The following is a 24509-nucleotide window of genomic DNA, read 5'->3' as shown; positions in this document are numbered from 1 at the left end:
ATGAGCGCCGAAATGAATACCGATCTAAACCAGCGCATAGTGCAAACGCCGGAACAGGCGCTGTGGTATGAGTCTCCTGCCAACGACATTCACAGAAGACCTTTGGACAGAACAGGCGCCGAAGTCGCCAAGGCTACCAGCATAGTGCGCTATTTGCCTGGCAGTCAGTTTGCCAGTCATCAACATGGCGGTGGAGAGGAAATTCTGGTGCTCGAAGGCACTTTTTCCGACGAACACGGCGACTACCCAGTGGGTACTTACTTACGTAACCCACCCGGCACTTCACACGCACCTTTTTCCAAAGAGGGCTGTTTATTACTGGTCAAGCTGTGGCAATTCAGTGAAGGCGATACAGAACAGCTTTGTATCCGGCCAGAACAGCAGCACTGGCAACCTGGTTTGGTGCCTGGTTTGCAGGTGTTGCCTTTGCATCAGTTCGATGGCATCAACACTGCTTTAGTGCGCTGGGCTCCAAACACCAGATTCCAACCTCATGTGCATGCAGGAGGAGAAGAAATTTATGTACTCGAAGGGTTGTTTCAGGACGAGTTTGGCAGTTACCCCAAAGGCAGTTGGTTACGCAGCCCACGCTGGAGCAAACACCAGCCTTTTACCGGCAGTGAAGGCGCATTGATTTACGTCAAAGTGGGACATTTAGGCGCTGAATTGTTAGGAGACCAACTCAGCAGCCAAAACCTCTAGTTCAACACCGCTACTAAATCTGAGCGAATAAAATCCGATAACACAGGTTGATGTTGTTGCGCCCACAGGCTCATAGCGCGACCATCACCTGTGGTCACTTGCTCGATAAAAGCACTGGATAATGCCTGAGTGGCCGCCTTAATCACCAGTTGCTGCGGTGCCGAATCAGAATCACGCCGCCAGCCAGAAAAAATGTTATGGCTGCCGGCGCTAAACACCGCCAACACTTTGTAGCTGCTGGCCATAGCGTAATACAGCTCAAATCTGTCCGCCGGAGCTGAGTAATACCCCGGCACCTTAATTTCATCTTCAGTGGTCGTAATATGCAAAGTGGGAATAGTGACGCCAGCTAACACCTGATCCAAAGGCTGATCGTTATAAAAAGGTGGTGCAGAAATTAGAATGGCGGCTTTTATTCGCTCATCTTTCAGGCTAACCAACTTACCGTCCTGCTCTACCTGCGCGCCACTTAACAACATAGAAGTATTAGCGCCGTAGGAATGGCCAGCCATCAGAATATGTTGAGGATCAAAGTTGGCGGCATATTCTGAAGCTAAGATCCGGTCCAGCGCAAACTTCACATCCTGTACCCTGGCCAAAGCCTCAGTTTCATCTGCCGCATCCATCAAACGAAAGGGTAACAATAGTCTGCTGCCGCGCCACACTTTACGATCGCTGCCGTCATGCTGCACATGCAAACTGGCATAGCCCTGACTGGCCCAATATTGTCCCAGATAAGCGTAGCGTTCTTTTGAGCCACCTAAACCATGAGAAAACACAATTAACGCCTTGGCTTTTTGCTGATGTGCAGGTTTAAACAACAAAGCCGGTACCACCCGCTGCCTTGCCTCATCAAACCAATCAAAGCTGATCTCTTCAATATTCGATGTCAGACTCTGAGCAACTTCTGCCGAATGTTGTACTGAAGGTAAATTCAGCTGCTGCTGCCAAACCACAGAATTTAACGCCTGCTTTTGCGAACAACCAGTTAAAGAGACCAGCAAAAGGCCGATAAGGCTGCCTGCAGCTAAAGTTTTGATGGTGGTACTGGTTCGCATAACGCTATTCCTTCATTAAAAATCAACGCGGCCTGATTTTCTCTTCATACAGAAAAAATGAACAAGGCTCTGGTTGTACTCGTCTGGCAGTAGTGCAAGTCTCTGCGCATTCGGTCGGTAAAAACCCAGAAGTCTCGAAAAACAACTTATCTATTTGATTTACTTAGTTAATACCTAAAGTGTTCGCCCCCTATTATCCCGGGTTCAGCTTAAATAAAAAGCAATAAAAACTGATAAGGCTGTTCAATAATTTCGAACAGAGCAAGCCAACCTGAAGCGAGCACTGCACATCTGCTGGCTAAAACCTAATCCATATCAAAAAATGAATGAATTTATCAATTTACGCATTGCATCTGAGAGCCTGCCAGCTAAGGTTAAAACAGGTGCCTTTTCACTGAGCCGTTATGACCTTCCAGCAAAGCCCTTTGTTCAAAACTTTAATTGTTTCAACTTTATGTGCTCTGGTACTGGGCGCTCTGGTACTGTTTCATCTGGTGCCGCAGCAAGCGCTTAAACCCATCAATGAGCTGTACTATTTTCCTGCGACTGAACAAACTTCAACTTTGCAGCAACTGCTGTTCCAACCCGCCGATCAGTGGCAACTGTTACCAGATACAACCTCCAGCCTGGGTTATCAGCAAAGCGATTTTTGGTATAAAACCCGCCTGAGTGCCAGCAGCACAACAACAGCTTTGTCTGTATTAGCCCCCTTCATTGACAGGCTCGAGCTCTATGTACTGGATAATCAACTGCAGGTTTTACAAAGTCATCAGTTGGGCGACCAGCAGTTGTACAGCCTGCGGCCTTTACCGACACTGAATTTCGTCATTCTGTTACCTGCCAGCTCAGAAGACCTATGGCTCTATGCCAAAGTCAGTAATCAGGGTGCCAATATGCTGCCGCTGCAGCGCAGCAGCACAATGGAAATGGAGCAACAGGAGCATCTGGCTGTGTTTATCCATAGTTTGTTCAGTGGTATTTTTTTATGCCTGATTGCCCTTTCTGCCGGTTTTTATCTGATTTACCGCCATAGTTATTTTTTAGCCTTCTCCGGCATGTTTTTAACGCTGGTGTTAATTCAGCTCGAGATCAACGGCTTATTATTTGCTTACGTCTGGCCGCAATCACCGGATTACAATGTAGTGATTGAATACGGTGCTGTTTTTGGTTCCTTGTTTGCTTCAGGTTTTATGTTGTCATTTTTCCGTGGCGCCGATACCCCAAAATGGCTGATGTGGCCTTTCCAACTGATAGCAGCTTTTGCTGTGCTCTTAATGCTGGCGAGCCCCTGGCTTGGCGCTTACTGGCTGAAAAAGTCCGGGGTTGAACTGACAGCACTGACAGGTTGCCTGATGCTGTTAGCCAGCTTTTGGCTGCTGCATAAACGCCACGCCAATGCGGTATTTTTTGCTCTGGCTCTGCTCACTATGTTGACAGGTATAGCGGTGATGATCTTACGCAGCAAAGGCTATCTCCCCGCTGTGATGCTGACTAATTCAGCGATGGAAATAGGCAATGCGTTATCGGCCTTATTTTTTGTCTTTGCGATGTTGCAAAACCTGCATCTGGAAAAGAACAAAAAAATCGCTTTTCAGCAGCAAATTCTTGATCAACAACAGCATATTCAAAGCATGCAGCACAAAGCATTACAACAAGCGCTGACCGAGCATATTTCAGGTTTACCCAATAAAACAGCCTTGCTCAATCGTCTTGAGCAATTGGATGAACAGCGGGACAGCAATTTTTATCTGGTCATGATTGTCCATCAACGCTTTCGCCAGATCGAACGCGCTTTAGGGGTTGAAGAAGCCAACCACACCATCACAGGTTGCAGCAAATTACTCAAACGCTGGGGCGAACAACAGCGCCAGACAGAAGCGCACTACCCCAGCTTATTTGCGCTGGAGCGCGACAGTTATGCCGTGCTGATCGCACCGACAGATTTCCGCTCCCAGTTTGAGCAATTGCGTTATCAGCTTGATGCTTTACTGATGGTCGACAATTTACAGCTGGATTTAGGCACAGTGTACAGCTCAGTGCATTATCCGGTGGACTGCGCCAAAGCGACTGACACACTGGACTTAGCCTTAGCGGCGATAGAACATGCCGACAGAGCCGGAGACTATTTGCCTTACGAGCCTTTATATCTGGAGCAGAACCTCGAGCATATTCACTTATTGTCTGAACTGAATATAGCGCTACAGGACGATTTACTGGAGCTTTATGTCCAGCCCATATTGGATATGAAGCAGCAAAAAATTCATGCAGCTGAGCTGTTGATCCGCTGGTATCACCCCAAAATGGGCCAAATTTCACCAACAGATTTTATTCCTCTGGCTGAACAAACCGGCATGATCAGTCAGGTGACAGAATGGGTGCTGAATAAAACGCTGCTACTGCAAAAACAACTGGCTGACACCGGAGCTCATTTGCGTTTGTCTATGAATATATCGCCACTGGATTTACGTAATACCGCCTTAATATCCCGCGTGATCGAAGCGGTAAAAAGCACCAGTCAGTCGACAGTGCCGCTGCAACTGGAGCTGACAGAAACTGCTTTTGTGGACCTGGTGAAAGACTCAGAACAAGCCCTCAAACTACTGGAACGCTCCAATATCCGTATTTCGCTGGACGATTTTGGGGTAGGCCAGTCCTCTTTAGCCCGCCTGCAAGGTTTACCTTTGGGCGAACTTAAAATAGACCGGGATTTGCTGTGTCAGGCGATACGACTGAATGACGACACAGTGCTGCGTTATGCGGTGATGCTCGGCAGATCCCTGCAACTCTATACAGTGATTGAAGGAGTGGAAACCGTTAAAGAACTGGAATTTGTCCGGCGTTTAGGCGCAGATGCGGTGCAGGGATATCTATTGGCTAAACCTATGCCTTTTGCCAGGTTTAGCCAGTGGCTGACTGATTTTGAGCAACAGGGTTTCAGATTAAGCTAAAAACCCTGCAGCCCTCAGAAGCTTTTACGTTTGACCAGTAAAAAACCGACGCTGGCAGAGCTTATCAGCACAGCCTGCCCTGCCTCTATCGTAGTCGCCATTTCTGTCGGATCTAAACGTACCCGCCATTCCAGACCACAAAACTGAATATGACTATCACTGTCTTTGCTGGCCAGCTCAGTCAATATCAGCTCAGTACCAACGAAATCAGAAATAGCGCTGTCTTCCTGTAAACGGATCCCGGTTTTTTGCAGCTTACGTAAAGGTTTCCACAACAGCAGTGCCGACAAGGCCGTTAACATCGCCAGGCTAAGCAGCACCAGACTGGTGTCCTCCGGCAACCAGCCAAACCAAATCAAAGCAGCAGTAACAAAAGCTCCTATAGCCAGAGCCAGTAGCACTTCCAATACACCAGGAATAGCAAAAGGCAGCATAGCCAGACATAACAAAGCCAATAACAACAAGCCTGATAGCAGATTCAGCTCCATCAACACTCCTTAGGATAAAGTTCCTGACTTTTGAATTGCCGCCACTACACCCAAAGCTTCAGCTACCGTATTACCCGCTGAGGATTTGTCGTTATCCATCAGTACCACAGTCGACTCGCGGGCTATGGCTTTTTTCGCCGCTATAGCTTCAGTCGCCAGGTCCAGTAACACAGCAGCCTGACCTTCAGAGGTAGCAGCCGCCTGACCTATCATAGTTAATGCCTTCGCCTTAGCTTCAGCCACCAGTTCAATAGAACGGGCTTCACCTTCAGCTTTCAGCACCTGCTGCTCACGCTCAGCTTCGGCCGCTAATACAGTAGCTTGTTTATCACCTTCGGCTATGTTGATAGCAGCCTGACGCTTACCTTCGGAATCTAAAATAGAAGCGCGTTTTTCCCGCTCGGCACGCATCTGTTTTTCCATCGCATCTAACACCGAAGCCGGCGGGTTAATGTCTTTAATTTCATAACGCATCACCTGCACACCCCAGGCGGCAGAGGCCTGATTAATGGCATGAATAATTTTTATATTCAGGCTGTCACGTTCTTCAAAGGTTTTATCTAAATCCAGCTTACCAATTTCAGAACGCATCGAGGTTTGCGCCAGCTGGATCACGGCATACACATAGTTATCAATGCCATAAGAAGCTTTGTAAGGTTCCATCACTTTGATATACAACACACCGTCTATCGTCAGGCTGATGTTGTCTTTGGTAATAGCCGACTGACTGGGAATATCAATAGCGCTCTCTTTCAATGACACGCGGTAGGCGATACGGTCAATAAAAGGGATCACAAATTGCAAACCCGCGGTTTGGGTGTTGTAGTATTTGCCCAGTCGCTCCACTATGTAGGTCATATTCTGTGGCACTATCACTACGGTTTTGCCAATCAGGATCAGCACAGCCAACACCAATGCCGCAGTGACTATTAAATTCGTTTCTACCATCACTTATCCTTAAGAAGTTACTATTTAAATTGCCGCTTAGCTTAACGGATATTCCTTTTAATTTAAAAACAATATTCAATCCATTAACAATTTAGCACTCAAGTTACAGCCTTGCCCTGCAACCACATCCGTACGTACCAGAATTTAGACGAGCTAACGCCAGCCGAAGCCTGGCGTGGCAGACAAAACAAAAACGCAGAAAAAGCGCAGTGGGTGAGCGCATGGCATGGGGTTTTGTGTGGGTATTATGTTCCGGAATAGCTGGCAGGTAGTTTTTTCGGCAAGGCAAAAACAGCGTTCACACCGAATGCAGCTTTGCTCTGCCTGAAATACAGAAAAGCAAAATACTAAAAGCTACAGGCATAAAAAAATCCGGCGAAGTTGCCAGATTTTTTAGTAGCTACAACAGGTTGATGACTAAGTTTTGAACAAAAACCTGTTGAATTTAAGAGCCCAAATCATGTGAACGGTATGAACGGGACAGAAAATCTAAAGCTACAGGCATAAAAAAATCTGGCAGAATCGCCAGATTTTTTGTAGTTCCAACAGGTTAATGGCTAAGTTTCAAACAAAAACCTGTTGAATTTATAAGCCCATATCGTGTGAACGGTATGAACGGTATGAACGGGACAATTCAAGCAAGTAATTCTAATTTTGTTTCATTCAAGATAGCTATAAATTCATCTAATGAGAATTTCATTTCTACTGACTCTGACAATAATCGACTATCAATAAAAAAATCAACCTCAACCAAATTAGCACCTTTATCTTTATTAAGCTGACAAAGTATTTGCCCTTTATATGATATCTCTGCGGTCAGCTGCTCGTAACGAGAGTCACTAAAAAAGTCCACACTAAAATCACTTTTCATACATCTTACCTCTTCGGATCTAGAAAACCTGAGAATGAGCCATCTGAGTCATAGCGAATACCACTACCATCAGGTAAACGGTATTCTACTCCGCCTCTAGAAAGATTAGTCCTGACAGTATTTGTATTGTTCAAGACTTTATTAACAAATTGACTGGCAGCTTCATTTTTTTGAGCTGGATTTCCTTTCAACGGTTCGAATACTCCACCGGCTCTTCCCGCATGTTTTTCCCACGCTCGAGCAGCTTCAGATAGCCCTTGATCATTGATAGGTTTATTTGCGGCAGAAGTCAGATCATTTTTATTAAACTTACTATCAAAATTACCACTCTCACTCAAATAAATACTATCACTCCAATGCCCTTCATGCACCGGAGTTCCCGTCAGACTCGGTAAACTTTCACCGATTTCAAAACCGCCTATCTGCCCCGGAATTTCAGGCGGTGTATTATCCAGAACAATGAGTCCCGGATTTATAGGGGCTGGATTAGGTAATGCCGTAACGACTGGTTCATCCGGGGCAAGGAAACCGCCCTGCTGCCCCAGTTGCGTTGGAGTAACCATCTCATAACTATTGAGCAGCGCACTACCTGGTTGCTCCAAAGAAACATCGGTGATGCCACGTTTGACTACAACATTGCCATCAGGCATCTGATAGGCTTGTCCAACCTCCAACATATCAAAGACTTCAAAAGAGTCCAGTTGCTTACCAAACACCTCCGTCTCAGTCAGTGTTGCAACCGCAGTGCCTCCTGAACCTAAATTCCCTAAAGTTCCGGCAAAGTCTTTTAACCCCCGCTCTAATGCAAGTGCCGCAGCTTCGTTCTGGTTCAGTGCATCGTTTTGACCCACTCCCGGAATAGCTGGACTCGTCGTTACAGGCGTCGCAGCTTGTAATCTGGCTATGCAGAGCGGGCCGCATGAATCCAGCGAATCCGGATTTTCCTGCCCCAGTAGGACACGATTATCCAAAAGTAAATTCAGGTTACGCTCAATCTCTGAGGATGTTCCCCCAATACTATGTGTATTACTTCCCGCCAACGCATAGTTATTCTGCGCAAAGTTAAAGTTCAGATAATCCGCCGTAGCATTACCCATAATACCAGCATACTCTTCCCTGTTGCTTTGGTACTGCGGGCTCTGCACTGCATCCGGGTTTTGTTGGTTATCCAAATAATGCTGCGTTTCATGCCCCACTGTGGTCACTGCCGCTGTCGCATCGTCATGCGCTGCATCGTTGACATAAATAATGCCGGTATCTCTTGAATAGGCTCCGGCAAATTGTGGATCACTGGCCATCAGCACTTTCGCCTGCGTTGGGTCTACGCCCATGTAGGTGGCTATGATGTTCCGGAATAACTGGGAGGTCGTTTTTTCGGCAAGGAAAAAACAGCGTTCACATAGAATGCAGCTTTGCCCTGCCTGAAAAACAGAAAAGCTAAAAGTCTAAAGCTACAGGCATAAAAAAATCTGGCGAAGTGGCCGGATTCTTTAGCAGTTACAACAGGTTAATGACTAAATTTTAAACAAAAACCTGTTGAATTTAAGAGCCCAGATCGTGTGAACGGTATGAACGGGACACAACAGGACAAATAAAAAACGACATCTAATCTGGAGATGTCAACCACCCCCCGCTAAATGTCAAATAACATAGCAATATGCTGCTAAATAAAAACACAATTAATCTAAGGCGCTGTGAAGGCGTATCCGACCTATCAAAGCTACCAGACGATGGTGGCGCTGGTATATCACTATCAAATAGAAACCCATAGCAGGACACGGTGGCATAAATTAGAACAAAAAGATGCAAAGATACATCGCGATCCCAAACGACCTCTCTGGTCTTTAATAAAAATAAGAAACCGAAAAAAAGAGCGAAAAATACAAGTACATAAATACGACTTTTTCGTGAAAAACTTTCGGTAGGCCACAATATTTTTTCTATCATTTTATTTATCATCTCTATTATCTGACTCTCCAACATTTTTATTAGGTTCCTCAGAAATAATTTTATATGTATCCGAAACAAAACCACCAATACCATCATGAACACCAATAAGAGACAGTCCGGAATTAATATGCCCACCGAGCCCCTTACCGAACTTCTCTTCCAACCCTTTGCCGTATAAGTAAGATGACGCTTCTGAGACTGAAGTTTTCAAGAACTCATCTTTAAGATAACCTGATGTCATTGATGAACCCAGAGAATAATAATGAAGCCCTTTAGTCAGAATGCCTAGCGGGGTAAACAGTGACACTCCCGTAGCAATAGTCGATGTATCATCCAAGGCTTTAGCACTCAGAGCCGTATGATAAGCCTGCGCAGAAGGTGCAGACCAATCAATGTTTTGTTTTTGCGCCACACATTCTGCAGTACCACACGCAAAATGCGGCACTGAGAATATTTTGTCTTCTACCATATAACCAACGCTATAACGGCCAGTTTCGTCCAGAGGCTTGCCCGAGAACAGGTCATATCCAAAACCGCCTTGCGTAGCTTGCGACTGGTATTGTTCCGTAAAACTATATCCCAGCCCTTGCTGCTGAATGTAGGCCTTCGCATCCTCATTCAGTGGGATTTGACTCATGTTTTGTACTATATAGCGCGCCTGACCATGCTCATCCTGAGTGACTATTAATCGTCCTTCAGTACCATCCATATTGTGCAGAGTCGCTGCAGAGGCTAGCGCTGTATCCACAACCCATGCATTGTCACCTTCTATATTGGCATGACGTAATGTATCCAATATTTGCTGGGTGGTGAATAGCCTTTGGGGTCAGGTCTTGCCCCTTGCCCCAAAGCAATTTTTTGATTTAATTTCAGTGAGTTTAATGGAAAAACAACAGAAAAAAACTATAGAAAACAGCTAACAAGTTTATCCCTTAAAATCGGGGCAAGGGGCAAGACCTGACCCTATTTTTTCACAGGCATAAAAAAATCCGGCAAAGTGGCCAGATTTTTTAGTAGTTACAACAGGTTAATGGCTAAGTTTTAAGCAAAAACCTGTTGAATTTAAGAGCCCAGATCGTGTGAACGGTATGAACGGGACTACGTATTCCTAGATTGAAAACTTACTGACGTAAGGCATAAAATCAAATCGTCTTTCATCGCGCATCAGTACATGATGACAATATTTATCAATAGCTTCGACTGGTTCATTTAAAACCATTAAATTATCAATATTACCATCGCGAATATAATAGATAGTTCCATCCTGAATATGATTTTTTACAAAGAAAACATCGCCTTCTTTACCACTCAAAGCTGGACGAGTATCTAAAAATATCATCAGATTAGTGTAAGGTGCCGATTTACGTTCTGGTTTGCATCTAGGAAACCAGTCGTGAATTAAATCAAGTTTCGATTTTAATTTTAAACTTGCCAAATAGGAGTCTATTGTCTCCCAAGGCCGATTAATCGGAAAAGGAAGAAGCCTCGAGTAAATGCCAACAGCAGGAGACAATGGAATATCTAATCCATCTAACCGATGATAATACGCCTTAGAAATTGGTGTAGGAAGACTTAAATGCCTTTCCACTTTAGAGATTGGCCTACCCCAGGTTTTGGTCAAATTAGCATTAATCCGAGCAATAGTTTCTGAGTAAGTACCATCATCTGGGTTCCACCCTAAAGATTTGCGACCAATAATGACAATCTGATTATTTATTTCAGCCCCCAAGTGTATGTGATACTCATTATTGGGGGTTGTTCCATCCCAACGTTCAGACTGACGTCCATAAATAAATAATTCTGAGGATTGGAGTAAAGAACCAGTTAACGGTTGAGAATCTTTCGTAAATTCAAATAACCATTGAGCGCCTAGCTCCATAGGTGTCAAATAGTCGGAAACTCCATTATTACTATTTTCTAATAATCCAAAAACATTTTCTGGCAAGTCAGATATGTTTTCTGCAAAAAAATCAGAATAGTTTTTTACATCATCAATCGTCATCACCCACCACCATTTCGATACATCATATCATTGATTTTCTTCTGCAATCTGGCTCTATTCGATTCCTGTTCCGATTTCAACCACTCTCTATGATTTGGATCTAACCCATCAGGCGCGACTTTTTCACTAGGATTCCATGATTTTTCAGTGCCTTCTATCGTGCAACCTTTTGAACAGTTTAATGATGCTGGTAAAGGTTGTAAATTCTCAGGATCATTTAATAACAATCTTTGCTGTGCTGGAGTTAACATATCAAAACCATCTAGTTTTTCTATTGCATTTTTGGGGTATATATGGTCTTGATGGATTTTAACGCCTTCAGGTAAAGGTTCTATATTGTTAGTCTGCGTAGAGCCTTTGGGGTCAGGTCTTGCCCCTTGCCCCAAAGCAATTTTTTGATTTAATTTCAGTGAGTTTAATGGAAAAACAACAGAAAAAAACTATAGAAAACAGCTAACAAGTTTATCCCTTAAAATCGGGGCAAGGGGCAAGACCTGACCCTATTTTTTGGTCCAACTACATGCCGTGTTCTTCAGCTACCCCTCTAAGCCGAACTATAAATTCAATAATTTGCTCTTTTGAGAAAGAACAATATGTTTGTAGAGATTCTTCGGGAATATTCTGCAGTAATGCAGCTCCACAGGAAATTAAATAGCTTAATTCTTGTTCCGTTAACTCGATACTAATTTTTTTTGAACTCATAATTTCATCCATCAGTTCTTAGGTACTTGAGTTTTAATATAATTCTCCCATCCAATACCGCCTTGATCAGGTCTAAATGCTGTTGCTTCACGTCGAATAACAGCTGGATTAGCAACAATATTTTCTATAAAAGAAAAAAACTGTTCTTTAGTTTCAATTCCTAAATCGGCGAATTCTTTGCGCTCCAGGACATGCTTAGTAAATGCATGTCCGCTTGTTACCTCGTCAGCGATAAGCTGAGAATTAAGCTTGCCTTGGTTAATCGCACTAACCGCATCACTCACAACATTAGCAGAGCCTTTAGGGTCAGGTCTTGCCCCTTGCCCCCGTTTGGATTTTGTGGCTTTTCCCCGAAATAATACGACTCACTGTGCCGTAATGTAAGCCAAAATAATGACTTAGCTCTGCTTGATTATACCCGCCGCTGGCGTGAGCCAACCGAATAGCTTTGTTTCTATCTCCCAGAGCTTGCTTTACATACCACTCCAGAGACTTGGCTGGCAGGCGTTTTTGCTTCGCAGGTACTTCAGATAACAGCTCAGGATGCGATATCTTACTTTGCATCTCGCTGACAAAACTATCTGAGCCTAAATACATCAACTGTTTAACATCTGGCCATAAGCTTTTTCCGACACCGCGTAGTACAAAGTCCTGATAACCAAGAATCGCCTGCGTGCGCTCAGTACCAAATAGTGACAATAATTGGTCCACAGCTAACCATGGCGGCGGTTTTTGAAGATGACAAGTAAAGCAATAACTGCTCCAGGGCCATTCTTCGCAACTGTCTACCATGGCTGCCCGCACTGGGTTCAACACAATGTAACGGCTAACCTCCAGCAAATAACTGTCTTTTTGCACCAGTATCGCTTTATAACGCCCCTGAAACAGGTGTCCCACTCTTTTATGGGTCCGGTTAAATAGTTGGGTATACACGCCATTCAACTGGCGCATACCAGCACTTAAATTCGCATCAGGAGTTTCAACTAAAAGGTGGTAGTGGTTGGTCATCAGGCAATAAGCGTGAATAACCCAATTAAAGCGTTCACACACCTGCGCTATCAGGTCAAGAAAAGCCTGACTATCCGTTTCATTCAGATAAATAGCCTTTCGCTCATTACCACGCGATGTCACATGATACAAAGCTCCGGCAAACTCCAATCGCAGTGGACGGCTCATCCCTGCCCCCATAACAGATCATTTCAATTAACCATAGTTAACCTACTTTGCTCGGGCAAGAGGTTTGGAGGCAGGCAATTGCATTATCAATGATGGCAAGCAGGATGCAGGCTAAACCTCACCCTCCACCTAACAAAAGACAAACACAACGAACGGGGCAAGGGGCAAGACCTGACCCCAAAGGTGGTTTTTTCGGCAAGGAAAAAACAGCGTTAATACAGAATGCGGCCTTGCCCTGCATGAAACACACAAAAGCGGCAAACCAGAAGCAGCAGGCATAAAAAAATCCGGCGAAGTGGCCGGATTCTTTAGTAGTTACAACAGGTTTATGGCTAAGTTTTAAACAAAAACCTGTTGAATTTAAAAGCCCAGATCGTGTGAACGGTATGAACGGGACATTAAGTTAAACACAATTAAAAACGGACTGGTGATACTAACTCACCTGAACGGTATTTCTCTGCCAGCGGAATCGCCCGCTCAAAATACTCCTGCTGGATCATAGGAATAAACTCCATCCGATCTCCTCGCTTAAACGCATCAAGGTAGCTTTGTAGTTTTTCTACGTCGCCTTTTAAGACGCAGGCAAGAATATGTTTGGGTTGCCAACCTGCCGGAGGAAAACCTGTGATCTGTTCGTAATGCTTTTTCATATCCAGAGCCACAGGTTCAGGCTGAATTTGCTGCTTAAACCATTCGAAGCAGTACTCAATCATCATATCAATATGCTCTTCTTCCACAATGCCGCTTTCTGAGTAATAGCGATACTGCTTTCCCACAAAAAACGGCCTGACAAACCCATCTTTACCTTGAAACAACTGAAGGTCCAGTTGTTTATGCCACGGTAAATTTAAAGAAGGTAGAGCCAGCAGTTGTTGCCGTTTAGGCGTGCCGCTTAAGTTCGGTATAATGGCGAGTTCACCTTCATCATCATCTTTGAGAATAAACTCCCACGCACTATCAAATTTCTGGGCTTTATATTTACTTTTCAGATACTTAATAATTTCTGCTTTTTTCATACTCTAATCTCACCCCCCAGGCTCTCGCTGAATTTTCACAGGAATACCATGAATGTAACCCGCCTCAGCCAAAGTTTGGCCTGGTTTCATTTTTAACTCGTTCATTAAATCACCGCTAGGTACTGCATCAGGCGGGATAATGTACTGTGGTCGACCACTTGCATCAACACCAATTTGCCTAAATACCTTAGCCTGGTTCTCACTTAAACCCGCGTTACCTGTTTTAACCTCAATAAACTCAACCTGACCATTGGGACTGATATGGAAAATGTCAGGCTTACAAGTGGTGCCACAACTTCCTGTAATTGAGCCATCAGGGACTACTGTCCCCCCTTGATTTTCTAAATTCGTAACTTTCTGATCCACAAACAAACCTTTGAGCTCAGGTCTTGCCCATTGCCCCAAAGCAATTTTTTGATTTAATTTCAGTGAGTTTAATGGAAAAACAACAGAAAAAAACTATAGAAAACAGCTAACAAGTTTATCCCTCAAAGAGCGGGGCAAGGGCTCCTCCCCAACCAACAATTGATATCTGGTCGGATTTCAGTTATTTCTGAACTACAGGGTTCTTCATGGGTATGTGGTTATGCTGCAAGCTACAGAAATAGCTGATCTGATTTTAAAAGGCTTTCGCCGCCATTTTGCTTTATTTCAAAAAATCACCGCATTAGCACAACAGGGGTTTGCGCAGAGAAACTGGCTGGAATTGCAACGCATCAGCTCGGAGCGGATTTCTTATTACGACTTGCGGGTGAATGAAACCCTGGCCTTGCTGCAACAAAAGCTGACAGGCACAGAATTAAATGAATGCCTGTGGCAACAGGTGAAGCAGCAATACCAGCAGTATCTGTTATTTCACCCTCAGGCTGAGCTGGCTGAAACCTTTTATAATTCTGTGTTTTGCCGTTTATACGAGCGTAAGTATTTTCATAATCAGAATATTTTTGTCGAGTCCACCTTAAGTAAACAACGTTTACCTGCGCCTGTGGCTTCGGTGTATGAAAGCTATTTCCCTGCCCAGTATGGTTTAAAACAAAGTATCAGAGCCATTGTCGCCAGTTTTCATCTGCAGGCGCCCTTTGTCGATTTAGAGCGGGATATTCGCTTGTTGGTCCGCACTTTTATCGGCCAGTCCAGCCATGGTCATTTTCCTGTGCATCTGGTGCGCTTTGATATTTTAAAATCGCTGTTTTTCCGCAACAAAGCGGCTTATATCGTAGGGCGAGTGGTCACGCCAGACGGTCAGCAGCCTTTTATTATTCCGCTGCTGCATGATGAGGAGCAAGGCATTTATGTTGATACGCTGATCACTGATCCACAACAAATGACCATTATTTTTGGTTTTTCCCGCGCTTATTTTATGGTGGAAATGACAGTACCTTCGGCTTTGGTGCATTTTCTAAAAGAGTTGCTACCGCATAAAACGCTAGCCGAGCTGTATTCCTCTGTGGGCCTGCACAAACAAGGCAAAACCGAGTTTTACCGTGAGCTACTCATTCATCTGGATAAATCCAGCGATCAGTTTGTCGCAGCACCAGGTATTCGCGGTATGGTGATGATGGTGTTTACTCTGCCCTCTTTTCCTTATGTGTTTAAGGTCATTCGCGATAAGTTTGCCCCTACCAAAGAATTTGGCCGCGATACCGTCAAAGCCCGTTATCTGTTGGTGAAAAAACATGACAGGGTGGGCCGTATGGCAGATACCATGGAGTATTCAGATGTTGCCTTGCCGCTTGACAGGTTCAGCCCCGAATTGCTGCAGGAGCTGCAACAAAGCATAGCGGGTTCGATGCAGATTGAAGATGACAGGGTGATTATCAAGCATTTGTATATAGAGCGCCGCATGCTGCCGCTGAACTTGTATCTGGAGCAGGCAAGCTATGAGCAAAAAGTAAAAATGATGGCCGATTATGGTCAGGCGCTAAAAGATATGATTGCTGCCAATATTTTTCCCGGCGATATGCTGCTGAAAAACTTTGGTGTAACCCGCCACGGCCGGGTGATTTTTTATGACTATGACGAAGTACAGTACCTTTTAGATGTGAATTTCCGCTTTATTCCAAAAACCGACAACTACGACGATATGTTAAGTAACGAGCCCTGGTATTCAGTCGGCCCCGGCGATGTATTCCCGGAACAAATTACCACTTATGTCACAGCACAAAACGACATTCGCCAGATGCTTATTCAGAGCCATCCTGAACTGATGGACGCCGGGTATTGGCAGCAAAAACAGCAACGCATTCGTGATGGCATAGTAGAAGATGTGTTTCCTTATCCTCAAAGCCAGCGCTTCCACACATTGTACCCGTCGTACTTTAAGCCGCAGCGTTGTTGACTGCGCGCCCTCGCCCCAGTCACATAGGTTAACTATGCTCCTGGGGTCTTGAGCACTTGTCGCCTAGCTGCAACTCAAATTACTTAGGGTATGGATTAAGCGGTATCAAAGCAAGCTAAGCTTGAGTACAATGCCGCCGCCTGAGCAGACATAGTGTTTGCGGCAATCAAGGAAAAGTGGTGTGTCTCATATCAATTCGGTGATGGCGCTGCGTGAGCGCGAACTGCAAAAAACAGTCCGGGTCTTTAATGCCCGCGGTAGCCGTGTTATTCGCTGCCCTTTGTGTTTATTGCCTGTGCCTGACTGTATTTGTGCTGCTAAACCTAAAGCCTCAAGCCGCAGCGCTTTTTGTTTTGTTATGTATAAAGGTGAAGCCTATAAACCGACCAATACCGGGCGGTTAATTGCCGATGTGGCGCCGGAAAACTTTGCTTTTGTCTGGGACAGAACAATGCCTGATCCGCAGCTTTTAGCCTTACTGAAAAACCCCAAATACGCCCCTATAGTGGTGTTTCCGCAGCAATACGCGGCAGCAGAACGTTGTATCAACGAAGTAAAAACAGGCGATAAAATCCCGCTGTTTGTCATGCTGGATGGCACCTGGCGTGAAGCAAAAAAGATGTTCAGTAAAAGCCCCTATTTAGATGGCTTTCCTGTGCTGGGTATTCAACCGGAGAAGAGCTCTTTGTATCAGCTGCGTGAAGCTGCGCATGATCATCAGCTTTGTACTGCAGAAGTGGGTATAGCTGTGCTGGAAATGGCCGGAGATCATCAGGCAAGTGCTGATTTAGCCACTTATTTCACCACCTTCAGACGCAACTATATTGCCGGTAAACCTCATTTAAATTTTGATCTATAACATCGGCCAGCCAGGGCCCGGCTTCCAGCGGTAGATCATGCCCTGCCTCTGCATGGGTCAGTAAAGCTGCATTTAGCTTATGTGCCAGCGCCTGACTGCAAAGCGGCGATACCAGTTGATCGGCCAAACCAGAGACCACAAAGACAGGACAAGCAGGCCGCGCTGTCAGTTGAAAACGGCTGGCGGCCCAAAGCTGGCGCAACGCGTTGCTGCGGCTAACCGGATGTTCAATGGCCCAGTGCTGCCACAACTTTAAAACATCAGATTGGAGTGGCGAATTCACTGTCATTTGCCAGATCAGCTCTTCGCGTTTTAATGGCCCTGCTACGACACAGAGTAATATTTTCAGGTAGTTACGGGGGTGTAATCGCTGCCAAAACGGGCTTAACCCTGCACTGCTGCTATTGATTAAGGTCACAGATTTCACCCGCTCTGGTGCGTTCAGCGCCCAATCCAGCGCCAGCATTCCCCCCATAGAAATGGCAACCAGATCGAAGGCTTTGCCTTGCTCCTCAGGGTAAAGTTCAGCCCATTGTTGTTGCAATTGCGAGCGCAACGCCGGAATGGAGCTGGCTGATGACTGTTGATACAAGGCACCACAGCCTGGTAAATCCAAAGTCAATACAGGACGTTGTAACTTCGCACTGAGTAAAGACGGAAAGTCGAGCCAATGCCGGCTTTCACGCAATAAACCACGCAATAACAGCACAGGTTTTTGCTCCGGTTTCAATACCATAACTCCATCGCCTCCTGCCTGAGCATACGGGGGTAAAGTGCACGTCGCCACTCCTGATGCGAGGCAGTAGCTGCAATCAGAAAATGAAACAGGGTTAAATGAGTGCGCAATACCCTTTTGACTCTGTGAGGTTTCACCGGATGGAATAAACCTAAACTGGATAACAACTGAAACGGATTTTTCCGCACCCAGTTCCAGGATCCCATCTCCAAAGTCAGGGGTAAAAACAGCGTAGTGCCGTGCAACGACTCGTCATACAGATAATCCCAGACATCACCATGACATAAATAATGTAAGGATTGAGGTTCAAAGGCGTAAGCCTGATGCGGATAGCAGTCAAATAACAACTGGCGCAGCCGGTATAGCTCGGCCAGATGTGGCACAGGTTTGCGGCTTTTGGCATAAGGAAACCAGATCCGGTCGACCTGCCCAAACCCTGAATGGCAGTCCAGCACCAGACTAAATGGGCTTTGAAACAGCTTTTGCCGCACCAGTTCGAACAGCACCTGACTTTCAGCTTCGGGTTGTTGTGGGTTGCCTCTGAACCAGGGTAAACGCGGTGAATAACCTTGCCCCCCCACTAAAAATGCGGCTTTCTCTTCGCAATTGACAGGAGCATTGCGCATTAAATCCACACCATTACCATTACTTCTGCTGTGATTGGCCATACCGACAGGGTTTACCATAGGTAAAACTAAAAGATTCAGCTGACTTAACTGGTGCTGCAAACCATGATCCCACTCCAGCCGTTGTAGCACACTTTCTAAAAACGCGATCAGCACCGCTGAACCAATACGCTCCAGACCGTGCACACCTCCGGTTAACAGCAGTGATGGTTTAGCTGGATCAAACTCTGCCAGTTCAATTAAATAACTGGGATAAGCATGAGTTCCAGACTGAAAACGGGCCAGCTCCGTCGCTTTTACCCTGGTGGGGAAAGTCTCTATCAGTGCTTCCAGGCGGATCAGTTCAGGTAACAGCAGGCGGGATCGTTTGCTTTGCACAGTCTCAGCCGGTGAATTGAGTTTTCAACAGCATAAAAGTTTAGGCACTGCTTGTTTGATTTTTTTTGATGAACTTTTAGTGACAACTATGGCCTGAACAAACCCGGATAAAAGTCTGGTAATACAAACTGTTGCAGAGCATACTTTTAGTAAGCCACAGAAGGAGACAAATATGCGTTGCGCCCTAGTACTGCTGCTGGTATTACTACAAAGTGCCTGTGCTTATAGCAAAGTCGGCTCAGATGAATGGTGGTTCAACAGAATGCAGCGTGACCACAGAGCCCAGTGCAATCAGCTTCCACCTCAGGTAAAAGCTCAATGTCTGGAGCGGCAAAATGGCAGCTATGAAGATTATCTGAAACAACAAAAGGCCAGGCAGCAGGACAGCAATTGAGTTCAGGCTCAGTTAGTTTTTTTCGAGCTGAACACGATAAAAATCAACCATTTCATTTTTATCCGGCACCAATACCTGACCATGCTGCACAAATCCCAATTTCTGCAATAAAGCCTTAGACGCCAGATTGGCCGGTGACACTATAGCCACCAGTGTTTTAAGCTCTGTCTGCGCTGCGGCATAAGCCAATACTGCGCTTGCCGCTTCATACGCATATCCCAAACCAAAATATTGTGGCAGATAGGCATAACCTAAGTCAGTTTCGGTTAAAAAATCACGTTTTATCAGACCACATAATCCTATGGCCTGGCCCTGCTGATTTTCTACCAGCCACATACCATAACCATGCTGTGCATAACTGGCGATAGCGCCTTGCTGCAGGTTCTTTTCGGCATCAGCCAGAGTACGAACCCCTTTGTCACCTATATGCTGTAAAAAGCTGGGCTCGTTATATAAACGCAAAGCAAAAGCAGCATCGGCAAGCTGAAGTTCCCGTAAAGTTAAGCGGTTGGTTTTAGCAATCACCCCAGACTCCTGTGTTGATAAAAAAAGGAGCTGGTGATCAGCTCCTTTTGCAGAATAATCCAAGAGTTACTTGTTCTCTTGCTGCTGTTTTTCCAGACGTTTTTCCCAGAAAGTGGCGTTTTTAATGCCTAACTTCACAGGGTCAAAAGTCACAGGGCCACCATTCTTTTTCTGCTCTTCGTAATCACGCAGGCAGCGCATGGTTGGCTTGTACATAAAGAAAATCAGCAAAATACCCAGAACGTTCACCCAGGCCATGATGCCGACTCCCAAATCACCAATGTTCCAGATGTAACCTGCGCTGTTCACTGTGCCGTAGGCGACCATAAACATTAATAACAGTTTGAAAACAAGACTTGGCAACTTGTTGTTAAATATACGATTTAAGTAGGCGACGTTAGTTTCAGTGATGTAGTAATAGGCCAGAATTGTAGTAAAAGCAAAGAAGAAGATCGCAAGCCCGGCAAACACCTGACCAAACTGACCAAACACACTTAATAAAGCTAACTGAGTAAAGGCCGGAGAGGCAACCTCAGTCGCTGCATCAATATTCTGCACTATCATAGTGCCTGTGCCAGCAACAGCATTAAAGTCTTCGGTTTGCACGTTGTATTGCTGGGTGATCAGGATCATTAAAGCTGTTGCGGTACAGACAAATAAAGTGTCTACATACACAGAAAAAGCCTGCACTAAACCTTGCTGAGCCGGGTGTTCAACTTCTGCAGCGGCCGCCGCATGCGGACCTGTGCCCTGGCCTGCTTCATTGGAATAAATACCACGCTTCACCCCCCAGCCTATAGCTGCACCAAAACCAGCCTGAGCCGTAAAAGCATCAGTGAAAATCAGGCTGAAAATAGCTGGTACTTTATCAAGATTTAAAAACACAACGATCAAAGCAAGAATGATGTAACCCAAAGCCATAAACGGCACCACGATTTGGGTAAAGTTTGCGATACGTTTAATACCGCCAAAAATGATGAAGGCCAAAATAATCAGAATAAAAGCCAGGCCAATCAGTTTGTTACTACCCACTTCACCAAAGCTGGTCACCACAGCTGTGCCTTCACCAAAAACCTGGGTGATCGCATTACCAACGGCATTGGCTTGCACGCCGGGTAAAAAGATACCGCAGCCAACAATGGCAGAAATAGCAAACAGAATACCTAACCAGCGCCAGCCCAGACAACGCTCAAAATAATAAGCTGGACCACCGCGGTATTGACCATTTTCTTCGACTTTATAAATTTGGCCTAAGGTCGATTCAACATAAGCGGTGCTGGCACCTAAAAAGGCCACAACCCACATCCAAAACACAGCACCTGGTCCGCCAAAACCTATAGCAGCGGCAACACCAGCGATGTTACCTACCCCAACCCGACCGGATAAAGACACAGCCAAAGCCTGAAATGACGAGATACCTTTTTCGGATTCACTGTTATTGAGCATCAGTTTGCACATTTCTTTGAAATGACGCACCTGAGCAAAACGGGTGAGTAGAGAGTAAAACAACCCTGCACCAAGACAGAGGTAAATCAGCGCCGGGCTCCAGACTATGCTGTTTAGCGTACTAATAAAGCCTTCCATTTCCCTTCCTTATAATTATTCTGAACTTAATTTTTTCAAACGTCGCTAATTTGCCATATCAAAAGCAGAATAGCTACGCAGCCGGATAATTTGCCTGACTTCTGCGTTAAGTCGCGTCATGACAGCAAGATCCGGCACTTAGTGCACGCGGCTACCATAACGCAGCTATCAGAGGACTACTATTGTTATTTTTTCACTAGTCACTGACAACAAAACCAGAGATTAAAAAGTAATTTGGCTCAAAACCCGCTGGTCACACCTTTACGTCCAGTGAACCATTGCACTGGTCGATTTCGGTAAGTCTTTGGTTATACTGGCTACATCAACCCTGACAGGAATAACCCGGTGTTTAATTCTGAACTCACACCTTTACTGCGCTACCACTGCCTGTTCTGGAGCATTATTTTCACCCTAAGTGTGTTTAGCTGGTGCCTGGATTATCTGCTGTGGGACAAAGCTGAAGCGTTGCAGTATTTAGCCATCAGTTTTGTCAGTGACGCTGCAGCTATGCTGGTGACAGGGGCTTTGCTGATCTGGTCTCAGTACAAAATTAATCAGCATAATTTTGCGGTCTGGCACTTAGTTCTGGCTGCTTTGTTATTAACCTGTATCTACGTGCCTGCGGAAAATGCTTTTTGGCTGATCCCGATGAAAGAAGACAAATTTGATCCGCGTTTTTTATTAAGTAACCTCGACAGCAATACACTGGCATTTTTTGTCTGGACCGCACTTTATCTGGCTTATATTCTGAACCAGCAACGTCATTTCCGCCTTGCAGAATCCGCACGTTTAAGTCAGAAAATACAACAACTTGAATTGCAGGCCTTGCGCCATCAACTCAATCCACACTTTACTTTTAACGCCTTAAACTCGGTCTGTGCGCTGATTGAAGCCGAACGATTTGATGACGCTGAGCTGATGTCAGAACAACTGGCGTCCTTTTTACGCTATTCCTTAAGCAGCTCACCCGATAGTCTGGTAAAACTGGCCGACGAGCTTGCCGCTATAGAAGCCTATCTGGCCTTACAAAAAACCCGCTTCGGCAACAAACTCAAAGTCGACTGGAGGATTGATCAGAATGTGCGTCAACATCTGATCCCCGCCCTGCTACTGCAACCGCTGGTTGAAAACGCTATTAAATATGCCGTCGCCACCCAGCAACAAGGGGCCACTATTACCATTGCCGGACAGCAACAGGATGGCCAACTTTGTCTGCAAGTAGAAGATGATGGCCCCGGTGAGCGGGCTGTTAAACAACTGGGGCAAAGTTCAGGCGTGGGTTTAACCAATATTCAGAACCGTTTAAGTCAACACTTTGGCACGGCAGCAAGTCTGGTAGTGCAGGCCAGACAACAGGGATTTCTGGTGTCCATTCAACTGCCTCTGCAAGGAGTGGCGACATGAATGCGACTGTCAATTTTGAGGTGAATAAAGAAAGGTTCTGGTACTGGCATTTAGTATTCTGGTTAAGCTATCTGCTGATCAAATTTATCCATCTGGCGGTGTTGGTTCCACTGGATGACAGAGACGTTTTCCCTTATCTGGTGATTTACTTCCTGATCAGCACAGTGAACTTTATCGTCACAGGTTACCTGGGGCAAAAAGAGCTGGCGAGGAATATCAGTAGTAAACAGCAAGCCTTGCGGCTGGCGCGTTGGCTTATTCCACTCTGGCTGCTGTTAACTCCTGTGCGCCAGTATCTGATGATGAATTATGCCCTGATGCCCTCTGAAACTGATTCGATACTACAGTACGCTTTGGCTTTTAATCTGGTGTTATTGCCCATCGCAGGCTGGTTTGCACTGTTTTTAGTCTACAAAGCCAACCTGTTTAACAGAGCGGAATTCCGGCAACAGCAGGAGCTGGCTCGTCAGGCCCGCATTGCCCGCTTAAAAGTACTAAGGTATCAACTGAACCCTCATTTTATGTTTAATACACTCAATGCGCTGAACTCTTTGATAGTGCAGCACAAAGGTCTGGACGCTGAAAATCTGATCCTGCAACTGTCCAGCTTTCTGCGCCATTCGCTAAAAAATCATACGGAGCATTTAATACCGTTAAAAGAAGAGCTGGACGCTTTGGCTGCTTATCTGGCCATTCAACAAGTTCGTTTTGGTGAGCGTCTGGAGATTAACTGGCAATTAGATGAGCAAGCCTTGCAGCAAAAAGTGCCACCTTTACTACTACAACCTTTGGCTGAGAACGCTATTAAATATGCCGTATCTGAGCTAAAAGGCCATGCCAGTATAGATATAGAGGTTAGCCAACAGGCATCGGCTTTAGTGTTAAAACTGTCAGACAATGGCCCCGGAACTCTGCTCGCTGCAGGTTGGCCACAACAGGCTAGTTTTGGCAGTCTGCATAATCTGGCTGAACGCCTGAGCTTACTGTTTCATGGCAAAGCCAGCTTAAGTTTCCATCAGGAACAGCATAAATTTACCGGACAAATTTCTTTACCTTTGGAGTTACTGCATGCAGCAGATTAAAACTGTCATAGCCGACGATGAGCCGTTAGCCATCAGTAATTTAAAAGCCAAGCTGGCAACTTATCCGAATATTCAGATCGAGGCTTGTTTTGATAACGGTGACGAGGTTCTGGCTTATTTACAGCACAACACTGTCGATCTGGTGTTTTTAGATATTCAGATGCCGGGAATTAAAGGTATTGAGGTGCTAAAGCAGCTGAATAAATCCTCAGCCATGGCAGCGCCGTTGATTATTCTGGTGACCGCCTATGACAATTATGCTTTTTCAGCCTACGAGCACTTTGCGTTCGATTACCTGCTCAAACCTGTATCACGCCAACGCCTGGCTCAAACCCTGCTGGATGCCAAAACAGCTCTGGACAAACAACAGGACCTGCCTGTTGCCGCGGCCCAAAGCAAACTCACTTTTAAAACCGGCGCTTCAACTTTACTGCTCGATGATATTGATATTCTGATGATTGAAGCGGCAGGCAATTATATGTGTGTCTACACCTTGGGTGAAAACCTGATTATCCGCGAGACAATAAAAGAGCTGATGCAGCGCCTGCCGGCGCAATTTGCTCAGGTGCATCGCTCCACCATAGTGAATTTGCACCATGTACACAAAGTGCAGCCTCATAATAACGACTATCAGTTATTACTTTCCAACGGCCAGACGGTGGCAGCGTCCAGACGCTTTAAAGCCGATTGGTCATCTCAACTACTACCAACAAAGTAGCCTG

At 45.4% G+C, this 24509-nt stretch carries 25 protein-coding genes; 8 read left to right on the top strand and 17 right to left on the bottom strand.

From position 1 onward, the window contains the following. Entirely contained in the window at nucleotides 1–702 is a 702-nt protein-coding gene (locus IEW88_RS03885; protein WP_147904974.1) for a cupin domain-containing protein, read from the top strand. On the opposite strand, the gene IEW88_RS03880 is transcribed toward IEW88_RS03885, so the two are convergent. Further along, a complete protein-coding gene (locus IEW88_RS03880; protein WP_147904964.1) occupies nucleotides 699–1760 on the bottom strand; it encodes an alpha/beta hydrolase family protein in 1062 nt (353 codons plus the stop codon). The genes IEW88_RS03885 and IEW88_RS03880 overlap by 4 nt on opposite strands. 404 nt (nucleotides 1761–2164) lie before the next feature. Between IEW88_RS03880 and IEW88_RS03875 the strand changes: the two genes are divergently transcribed. Next, entirely contained in the window at nucleotides 2165–4708 is a 2544-nt protein-coding gene (locus IEW88_RS03875) for an EAL domain-containing protein (RefSeq protein ID WP_147904965.1), read from the top strand. A gap of 14 nt (nucleotides 4709–4722) precedes the next feature. Here the strand turns inward: IEW88_RS03875 and IEW88_RS03870 are convergent, their stop codons facing one another. The 12 genes from IEW88_RS03870 to IEW88_RS03815 form a co-directional block, all read right to left on the bottom strand. Further along, the gene (locus IEW88_RS03870; protein WP_147904966.1) at nucleotides 4723–5196 is read right to left on the bottom strand and encodes an NfeD family protein; all 474 of its coding nucleotides are present in this window, start codon (nucleotides 5194–5196) and stop codon (nucleotides 4723–4725) included. A gap of 9 nt (nucleotides 5197–5205) precedes the next feature. Then, the gene (locus IEW88_RS03865) at nucleotides 5206–6144 is read right to left on the bottom strand and encodes an SPFH domain-containing protein (protein WP_053425446.1); all 939 of its coding nucleotides are present in this window, start codon (nucleotides 6142–6144) and stop codon (nucleotides 5206–5208) included. Between the two features lie 634 nt (nucleotides 6145–6778). Continuing rightward, nucleotides 6779–7015 carry a hypothetical protein gene (locus IEW88_RS03860; protein ID WP_147904967.1) on the bottom strand — a complete coding sequence of 79 codons (237 nt, stop codon included), beginning with the start codon at nucleotides 7013–7015 and terminating at the stop codon, nucleotides 6779–6781. A gap of 5 nt (nucleotides 7016–7020) precedes the next feature. Beyond that, on the bottom strand, nucleotides 7021–8313 hold the full coding sequence (locus IEW88_RS18635) for a tRNase toxin domain-containing protein (RefSeq protein WP_221411441.1): 1293 nt from the start codon (nucleotides 8311–8313) through the stop codon (nucleotides 7021–7023). A gap of 650 nt (nucleotides 8314–8963) precedes the next feature. Further along, nucleotides 8964–9761 (bottom strand): hypothetical protein, encoded by a 798-nt coding sequence (locus tag IEW88_RS03850; protein WP_147904968.1) that lies wholly within the window; start codon nucleotides 9759–9761, stop codon nucleotides 8964–8966. A gap of 312 nt (nucleotides 9762–10073) precedes the next feature. Next, the gene (locus IEW88_RS03845; protein WP_147905578.1) at nucleotides 10074–10967 is read right to left on the bottom strand and encodes a hypothetical protein; all 894 of its coding nucleotides are present in this window, start codon (nucleotides 10965–10967) and stop codon (nucleotides 10074–10076) included. Continuing rightward, nucleotides 10967–11353, bottom strand: coding sequence for a hypothetical protein (locus tag IEW88_RS03840; protein ID WP_188713503.1), 387 nt, complete (start codon nucleotides 11351–11353; stop codon nucleotides 10967–10969). The genes IEW88_RS03845 and IEW88_RS03840 overlap by 1 nt, the downstream gene beginning before the upstream one ends. Nucleotides 11354–11483: 130 nt before the next feature. After that, nucleotides 11484–11669 carry a hypothetical protein gene (locus IEW88_RS03835; RefSeq protein WP_147905565.1) on the bottom strand — a complete coding sequence of 62 codons (186 nt, stop codon included), beginning with the start codon at nucleotides 11667–11669 and terminating at the stop codon, nucleotides 11484–11486. An 11-nt stretch (nucleotides 11670–11680) separates the two neighbouring features. After that, nucleotides 11681–11953 carry a hypothetical protein gene (locus tag IEW88_RS03830; RefSeq protein WP_147905566.1) on the bottom strand — a complete coding sequence of 91 codons (273 nt, stop codon included), beginning with the start codon at nucleotides 11951–11953 and terminating at the stop codon, nucleotides 11681–11683. Between the two features lie 22 nt (nucleotides 11954–11975). Then, entirely contained in the window at nucleotides 11976–12845 is an 870-nt protein-coding gene (locus IEW88_RS03825; protein ID WP_147905567.1) for an REP-associated tyrosine transposase, read from the bottom strand. A gap of 413 nt (nucleotides 12846–13258) precedes the next feature. After that, on the bottom strand, nucleotides 13259–13861 hold the full coding sequence (locus tag IEW88_RS03820; protein WP_147905568.1) for a DUF6990 domain-containing protein: 603 nt from the start codon (nucleotides 13859–13861) through the stop codon (nucleotides 13259–13261). A 9-nt stretch (nucleotides 13862–13870) separates the two neighbouring features. Further along, nucleotides 13871–14227, bottom strand: coding sequence for a hypothetical protein (locus IEW88_RS03815; RefSeq protein ID WP_147905569.1), 357 nt, complete (start codon nucleotides 14225–14227; stop codon nucleotides 13871–13873). 220 nt (nucleotides 14228–14447) lie between these two features. On the opposite strand from IEW88_RS03815, the gene aceK reads away from it, so the two are divergent. Further along, nucleotides 14448–16199 carry a bifunctional isocitrate dehydrogenase kinase/phosphatase gene (gene aceK / locus IEW88_RS03810; RefSeq protein ID WP_147902681.1) on the top strand — a complete coding sequence of 584 codons (1752 nt, stop codon included), beginning with the start codon at nucleotides 14448–14450 and terminating at the stop codon, nucleotides 16197–16199. Between the two features lie 181 nt (nucleotides 16200–16380). Continuing rightward, on the top strand, nucleotides 16381–17058 hold the full coding sequence (locus IEW88_RS03805) for a tRNA-uridine aminocarboxypropyltransferase (protein WP_229670271.1): 678 nt from the start codon (nucleotides 16381–16383) through the stop codon (nucleotides 17056–17058). Here the strand turns inward: IEW88_RS03805 and IEW88_RS03800 are convergent. Both IEW88_RS03800 and IEW88_RS03795 read right to left on the bottom strand, forming a co-directional pair. Beyond that, on the bottom strand, nucleotides 17009–17794 hold the full coding sequence (locus tag IEW88_RS03800) for an alpha/beta fold hydrolase (protein ID WP_147902682.1): 786 nt from the start codon (nucleotides 17792–17794) through the stop codon (nucleotides 17009–17011). The two genes, IEW88_RS03805 and IEW88_RS03800, sit on opposite strands and share 50 nt — an antisense overlap. Next, on the bottom strand, nucleotides 17785–18798 hold the full coding sequence (locus tag IEW88_RS03795) for a DUF2817 domain-containing protein (protein ID WP_147902683.1): 1014 nt from the start codon (nucleotides 18796–18798) through the stop codon (nucleotides 17785–17787). Before IEW88_RS03795 ends, IEW88_RS03800 begins: the two co-directional genes overlap by 10 nt. Nucleotides 18799–18970: 172 nt before the next feature. Between IEW88_RS03795 and IEW88_RS03790 the strand changes: the two genes are divergently transcribed. Further along, nucleotides 18971–19192, top strand: a complete 222-nt coding sequence (locus tag IEW88_RS03790) for a hypothetical protein (protein WP_147902684.1) — start codon at nucleotides 18971–18973, stop codon at nucleotides 19190–19192. Nucleotides 19193–19204: 12 nt separating this feature from the next. Here the strand turns inward: IEW88_RS03790 and IEW88_RS03785 are convergent, their stop codons facing one another. Next, nucleotides 19205–19717 carry a GNAT family N-acetyltransferase gene (locus tag IEW88_RS03785; RefSeq protein WP_147902685.1) on the bottom strand — a complete coding sequence of 171 codons (513 nt, stop codon included), beginning with the start codon at nucleotides 19715–19717 and terminating at the stop codon, nucleotides 19205–19207. Between the two features lie 66 nt (nucleotides 19718–19783). Continuing rightward, the gene (locus tag IEW88_RS03780) at nucleotides 19784–21301 is read right to left on the bottom strand and encodes an alanine/glycine:cation symporter family protein (protein WP_053425433.1); all 1518 of its coding nucleotides are present in this window, start codon (nucleotides 21299–21301) and stop codon (nucleotides 19784–19786) included. Nucleotides 21302–21646: 345 nt separating this feature from the next. Between IEW88_RS03780 and IEW88_RS03775 the strand changes: the two genes are divergently transcribed. The 3 genes from IEW88_RS03775 to IEW88_RS03765 are packed head-to-tail and all read left to right on the top strand — an operon-like array spanning nucleotide 21647 to nucleotide 24505. Further along, nucleotides 21647–22705 (top strand): sensor histidine kinase, encoded by a 1059-nt coding sequence (locus tag IEW88_RS03775; RefSeq protein WP_147902686.1) that lies wholly within the window; start codon nucleotides 21647–21649, stop codon nucleotides 22703–22705. Beyond that, nucleotides 22702–23787, top strand: coding sequence for a sensor histidine kinase (locus IEW88_RS03770; protein ID WP_147902687.1), 1086 nt, complete (start codon nucleotides 22702–22704; stop codon nucleotides 23785–23787). Before IEW88_RS03775 ends, IEW88_RS03770 begins: the two co-directional genes overlap by 4 nt. Beyond that, a complete protein-coding gene (locus tag IEW88_RS03765; protein WP_147902688.1) occupies nucleotides 23774–24505 on the top strand; it encodes a LytR/AlgR family response regulator transcription factor in 732 nt (243 codons plus the stop codon). The genes IEW88_RS03770 and IEW88_RS03765 overlap by 14 nt, the downstream gene beginning before the upstream one ends. Nucleotides 24506–24509 lie beyond the last annotated feature (4 nt).

Origin of the sequence: Rheinheimera tangshanensis (assembly GCF_014645135.1) — a bacterium.
Classification (GTDB): Bacteria; Pseudomonadota; Gammaproteobacteria; order Enterobacterales; family Alteromonadaceae; genus Pararheinheimera; species Pararheinheimera tangshanensis.
The sequence above is the reverse complement of the archived record's forward strand: the minus strand, read 5'-3'. Positions and strand labels throughout refer to the sequence as shown.

Coding starts and splice junctions, on each gene's coding strand:
- IEW88_RS03860 (WP_147904967.1), bottom strand. CDS start 7,015: ATGAAAAGTGATTTTAGTGTGGACTTTTTTAGTGACTCTCGTTACGAG.
- IEW88_RS03765 (WP_147902688.1), top strand. CDS start 23,774: ATGCAGCAGATTAAAACTGTCATAGCCGACGATGAGCCGTTAGCCATC.
- IEW88_RS03820 (WP_147905568.1), bottom strand. CDS start 13,861: ATGAAAAAAGCAGAAATTATTAAGTATCTGAAAAGTAAATATAAAGCC.
- IEW88_RS03800 (WP_147902682.1), bottom strand. CDS start 17,794: ATGGTATTGAAACCGGAGCAAAAACCTGTGCTGTTATTGCGTGGTTTA.
- IEW88_RS03870 (WP_147904966.1), bottom strand. CDS start 5,196: ATGGAGCTGAATCTGCTATCAGGCTTGTTGTTATTGGCTTTGTTATGT.
- IEW88_RS03865 (WP_053425446.1), bottom strand. CDS start 6,144: ATGGTAGAAACGAATTTAATAGTCACTGCGGCATTGGTGTTGGCTGTG.
- IEW88_RS03875 (WP_147904965.1), top strand. CDS start 2,165: ATGACCTTCCAGCAAAGCCCTTTGTTCAAAACTTTAATTGTTTCAACT.
- IEW88_RS03835 (WP_147905565.1), bottom strand. CDS start 11,669: ATGAGTTCAAAAAAAATTAGTATCGAGTTAACGGAACAAGAATTAAGC.
- IEW88_RS03845 (WP_147905578.1), bottom strand. CDS start 10,967: ATGACGATTGATGATGTAAAAAACTATTCTGATTTTTTTGCAGAAAAC.
- IEW88_RS03780 (WP_053425433.1), bottom strand. CDS start 21,301: ATGGAAGGCTTTATTAGTACGCTAAACAGCATAGTCTGGAGCCCGGCG.
- IEW88_RS03880 (WP_147904964.1), bottom strand. CDS start 1,760: ATGCGAACCAGTACCACCATCAAAACTTTAGCTGCAGGCAGCCTTATC.
- IEW88_RS18635 (WP_221411441.1), bottom strand. CDS start 8,313: ATGGCCAGTGATCCACAATTTGCCGGAGCCTATTCAAGAGATACCGGC.
- IEW88_RS03825 (WP_147905567.1), bottom strand. CDS start 12,845: ATGAGCCGTCCACTGCGATTGGAGTTTGCCGGAGCTTTGTATCATGTG.
- aceK (WP_147902681.1), top strand. CDS start 14,448: ATGCTGCAAGCTACAGAAATAGCTGATCTGATTTTAAAAGGCTTTCGC.
- IEW88_RS03790 (WP_147902684.1), top strand. CDS start 18,971: ATGCGTTGCGCCCTAGTACTGCTGCTGGTATTACTACAAAGTGCCTGT.
- IEW88_RS03885 (WP_147904974.1), top strand. CDS start 1: ATGAGCGCCGAAATGAATACCGATCTAAACCAGCGCATAGTGCAAACG.
- IEW88_RS03770 (WP_147902687.1), top strand. CDS start 22,702: ATGAATGCGACTGTCAATTTTGAGGTGAATAAAGAAAGGTTCTGGTAC.